Source organism: Ruegeria sp. BHSA162 (assembly GCF_059613385.1).
Genome location: NZ_JBXWSK010000137.1, coordinates 1 through 4235 on the forward strand (window position 1 = coordinate 1; position 4235 = coordinate 4235).

The following is a 4235-nucleotide window of genomic DNA, read 5'->3' on the forward strand; positions in this document are numbered from 1 at the left end:
GTTTGCGCACCCGCATGTCGACCATATTCACGATCAAGCCGGTCGCGACGGGTTCGTCATTCTCATCCATCTCGGGTTCCAGACCCTGGCTTGCCATGGCCTGCGTCAGCACGAAGGGCGCGCGCAGGTTGCTGTCCATGTGGCGATCCCAGCTTTGCCGGGTGGCAGTGCGGATGTTGTCGTATTCGAAGATCGACGCATTGTTGACCAGACAGGTGATCGGACCGCCCAGCGCCTCGGCCGCGCGCGGCAAAAGGGTCTGCACCTGATCCTCGTCCAGCAGATCGGCCTGCAGCGCCACGGCATTGCGGCCCATCGACTGGATCTCGGACACGGTCTCGGCAGCGGCAGCGCCCGAGGTTGCGTGATGCACGGCAACGTCCATGCCACGTTTCGCCAGATACAACGCCATGGCCCGCCCCAGTCGAATGCCGGCGCCGGTCACCAGTGCTCGGGTCATGAAGGGGCTCCTTTCAGTCAGATCAGGCCAACAAGATCACGACGTATGTGACGTAAAGCAGTGTCAATATGAACCCCCAGACCCGGGTGATGTCTTGCTTGAAGAAAACGAACGGGATCAGCAGCAAGGACGAGCCCAGCATGACCCAAAGATCGAATTGCAGGAATTCGGGGTCCACGGGGATGCGCCCGAACAGCGTGGCGATACCGACAATGCCCAGAAGGTTGAACATGTTCGAACCGATGACGTTGCCCAGAGCAACATCGGCCTGCCGGCGCAACGCGGCCATGACGGTGGTCGCCAGTTCGGGAAGCGAGGTTCCGACCGCGACCAGCGTCAACCCGATCACCGTTTCACTGACCCCGTAGGTCCGCGCAATGATGGTCGCGTTGTCGACCAGAAGGTGCGCGCCCATCGGCAGGCCAATCAGCCCCAGCACCAGATACAGCGACACCTTCCAGTACGGCATGTCCGGGTCGGCCTCTTCCAGCGTTTCCAGGTCCTGCTCTTCCGAGCAGGAGTTGCGATGCGCGTGCGCTTCTCGGAAGGCGTTGAGCAGGATCAGAGCCAATCCCGCCAGCAGGATTGCCCCGCTGAACAGGTTGAATTCCCCGCAAAAGGCCAAACCGATGAACAGAACCGAGGCCAGCAACATGAAGATGTAGTTTCTGCGCGTGTTGCATTCGCTGCTGTGGATCGTGGCCAGCAAGGCCGGCAAACCCAAGACCAGCAGGATGTTGGCCGTGTTCGAACCGACGACATTGCCCAACGCGATACCGGGCGCATTTTCCTCGATGGCCTTGATGGCAATCAGAAGCTCAGGCGCCGAGGTACCGAAGGCCACGATCGTCAGGCTGACGATTAGGGCGGGAACACCCAGACGCAGGCTGAGATTCACCGCACCCCGCACCAGCGCGTCACCGGCCAACAGCAGGATCAACAAGCCAAGACCGGAAAGCAGCCAGGCCGTCATCGACGCCCTCCTTGCTCACATTTGCAGGGGCCCTTGCCGATCCGGAATCGACCGCAGCGCGGACATTTCGCGGAGTTCAATCGCTGTTGGCCGGGAAAGCGCAGCTTTCCGAACATCGCCAGGACCCCCATGGCAACCAGAAACAGAATGACGACCTTGACGATCACGTCACATACCAAAGCGCGCGTAGGCCGCGCGCTCCTCGAGCAGGGAAATGGCGTCCTGTGCCATGTCCGTTCCGAAACGCGACCAGATCGGTCGGCGCAACCCGTAGCGCCGGAATTTGACCTTGTCGCCAAACACTTCCTGCATCCTTGGCTTCAGATGCGCGATGCCGTCGATCAGCCCAAGTTCATGCGCACGCCGCGCCAGCCAGATTTCACCGGTAAACAGATCGGCGGCCTCGTCCAAGCGACTGCCGCGCCGAGCTTTCACATAGGCAATGAAATTCTGGTGGATGTCCTCCAAAAGCCCCTTGAGACGCGCGACATCCTCTTCTTTCTCCGGAGAGAACGGGTCCAGCATCGATTTGGATTTCCCGGCGGTGTGCACGCGCCGCTCGATCCCCTGACGGGCCAGAAAAACATGGGCTCCGAACCCCGAGGAGATGACCCCGATCGACCCCAGAACCGAGCTGTCATCCGCCCAGATCTCGTCCGCCGAAGCCGCAAGCCAATAACCACCCGAGGCCGCCACGTCCTCGACAAAGGCATGGACTGGCACCTTGAACTCGTCGGCCAACCGTCGGATCCGCGCACCGATCAGCGAGCTTTGCACCGGCGATCCGCCCGGCGAATTGATCTCGAGCGCGACGGCGGCAGGTTTTCCCTTGCGGAAGGCTTTTTCCAGAACCGGTGCCAAAGAGGCATCGTTCAGCGAGGCTCGGCCAGCCATTCCAATGGCTCCGGACAGGCGAACGACAGCCACGGTTGGCTGCTTGTTGAGAAACGGCAGGCTGAGTTTCATGGGTGCCGATGTAGAGTGCGCCCGCCCCTTAAACAAGGGACCCCACCTGCCATGAACGTGACGTGAACCAAAATCCTGTTCAGCCACGGCAAAAATGCAACGCCCTAGCTGCGGATGCGCCACCCGGTTTTGAAGATCCAACCGATGACCGCCAGGCAGAAGCCGGTAAAGGCCAGGATCGCCAGAAGGCTAAGCAGAATGGGCACGTCCGAAAGCCCGTAAAACGACCAGCGAAAGCCCGAGATCAAATAGACCACCGGGTTGAACAACGAGATCGTCTGCCACACCGGCGGCAGCATCGAAATCGAGTAGAACGTGCCGCCCAGAAAGATCAGAGGCGTCACAACCAGCTGCGGTACCAACGACATCTGTTCGAAATTGCTGGCCCAGATCCCGATGATGAAGCCCAGCAGGGAAAAGCTGAGGCAGGACAGGATCAGAAAGGCGGCCATCGCGAAGGGGTGCTCGATGCGGATGTCCACGAAGAACGTGGCGGTGGTCAGGATCACCAATCCCACGAACAACGCCTTGGTCGCGGCGGCGCCCACATAGCCGATCACGATCTCGATGAAATTCACCGGAGCCGAGAGCAGTTCGTAGATCGTGCCCAGGAACTTGGGGAAATAGATGCCAAAGGACGCGTTCGAGATCGACAGCATCACCACCGACAGCATGATCAGCCCCGGCACGATGAAGGCGCCGTAGGAGACGCCATCGACCTCCTGGATGCGACTGCCGATGGCAGTGCCAAACACCACGAAGTACAGCGAGGTCGACAGAACCGGTGACAGAAAGCTCTGCGCGAGGGTGCGGAAGAACCGGGCCATTTCGAACCGGTAGATGGCGGCGATGGCGGACCAGTTCATGCGGCATCTCCGGACACGAGGTTGACGAAAATCTCTTCCAGGCTCGATTGCCGGGTCTGAACGTCACGCAACACCAGCCCCGCCTCGGCCACGTCATTCAGCAAAGTGGTGATGCCAGTGCGATCGGCGTTGGTGTCGTAGGTATAGATCAGCGCATCGCCCTGCCCGTTCAGCACCAGATTGTGGTGGGCCAGACTGCCGGGAATGTCCGAGATCGTGCGGGTCAGCATGACCTCGATCTGCTTCTTGCCCATCTGCGCCATCAAGGTGTTTTTGTCCTGCACCAGCATCAGTTCGCCCTTGTCGATCACACCAATCCGGTCGGCGATGGCTTCGGCCTCTTCGATGTAGTGGGTGGTCAGAATGATGGTGACACCGGCAGCCTTCAACTCGTCGACGATGGCCCACATGTCCTTGCGCAGTTCGACATCCACACCGGCGGTGGGTTCATCCAGAAACAGCACCCGCGGCTCGTGCGCCAGCGCCTTGGCGATCAGCACCCGCCGCTTCATGCCGCCCGACAGTTCCTTGATCGCGTTCTTGCGCTTGTCCCACAGCGACAGCTTGCGCAGGATCTCTTCGATCCGGGCACTGTCCTGCCCATAGCCGAACAGACCGCGCGAAAACCGTACGGTGTTCCAGACCTTCTCGAACGGCTCCAGCGCAATTTCCTGCGGCACGAGGCCGATCATGCGCCGGGCTGCACGAAAGTCCGTGAGGATGTCGTGCCCCCCTACTGTGACGGTCCCAGACGTGGGCGTGGTAATCCCGCAAACCGTCGAGATCAGGGTTGTCTTTCCCGCCCCGTTCGGACCGAGCAGGGCCAGGATCTCGCCCTCTTCGATGTCCAGCGATACGCCTTTCAGCGCTTCGAACCCGCCGGCATAGGTTTTGCGCAGATCCTTGATCGAAAGAATTGTCGTCATGCGTTTTCCCAGTTCTGGCCGGGACAGTATCGCGCCAGAGGATT

5 protein-coding genes are annotated in these 4235 nt (G+C 60.4%); all 5 read right to left on the reverse strand.

Translation table 11 applies throughout. The annotated features are described in order from the left end of the window. Nucleotides 1-460 (reverse strand): SDR family NAD(P)-dependent oxidoreductase (locus AC2FM5_RS19305; RefSeq protein WP_496737575.1); only part of this gene is annotated, 460 nt, incomplete at its 3' end. Nucleotides 461-482: 22 nt separating this feature from the next. Next, complete coding sequence (locus AC2FM5_RS19310) at nucleotides 483-1433, reverse strand: calcium/sodium antiporter (protein ID WP_170342350.1); 951 nt, start codon at nucleotides 1431-1433, stop codon at nucleotides 483-485. Between the two features lie 168 nt (nucleotides 1434-1601). Beyond that, nucleotides 1602-2399 (reverse strand): S49 family peptidase, encoded by a 798-nt coding sequence (locus AC2FM5_RS19315; protein ID WP_170342352.1) that lies wholly within the window; start codon nucleotides 2397-2399, stop codon nucleotides 1602-1604. Nucleotides 2400-2503: 104 nt separating this feature from the next. Beyond that, entirely contained in the window at nucleotides 2504-3265 is a 762-nt protein-coding gene (locus tag AC2FM5_RS19320; protein ID WP_496737579.1) for an ABC transporter permease, read from the reverse strand. Further along, on the reverse strand, nucleotides 3262-4191 hold the full coding sequence (locus tag AC2FM5_RS19325; RefSeq protein ID WP_170343068.1) for an ABC transporter ATP-binding protein: 930 nt from the start codon (nucleotides 4189-4191) through the stop codon (nucleotides 3262-3264). Before AC2FM5_RS19325 ends, AC2FM5_RS19320 begins: the two co-directional genes overlap by 4 nt. Nucleotides 4192-4235: the final 44 nt, after the last annotated feature.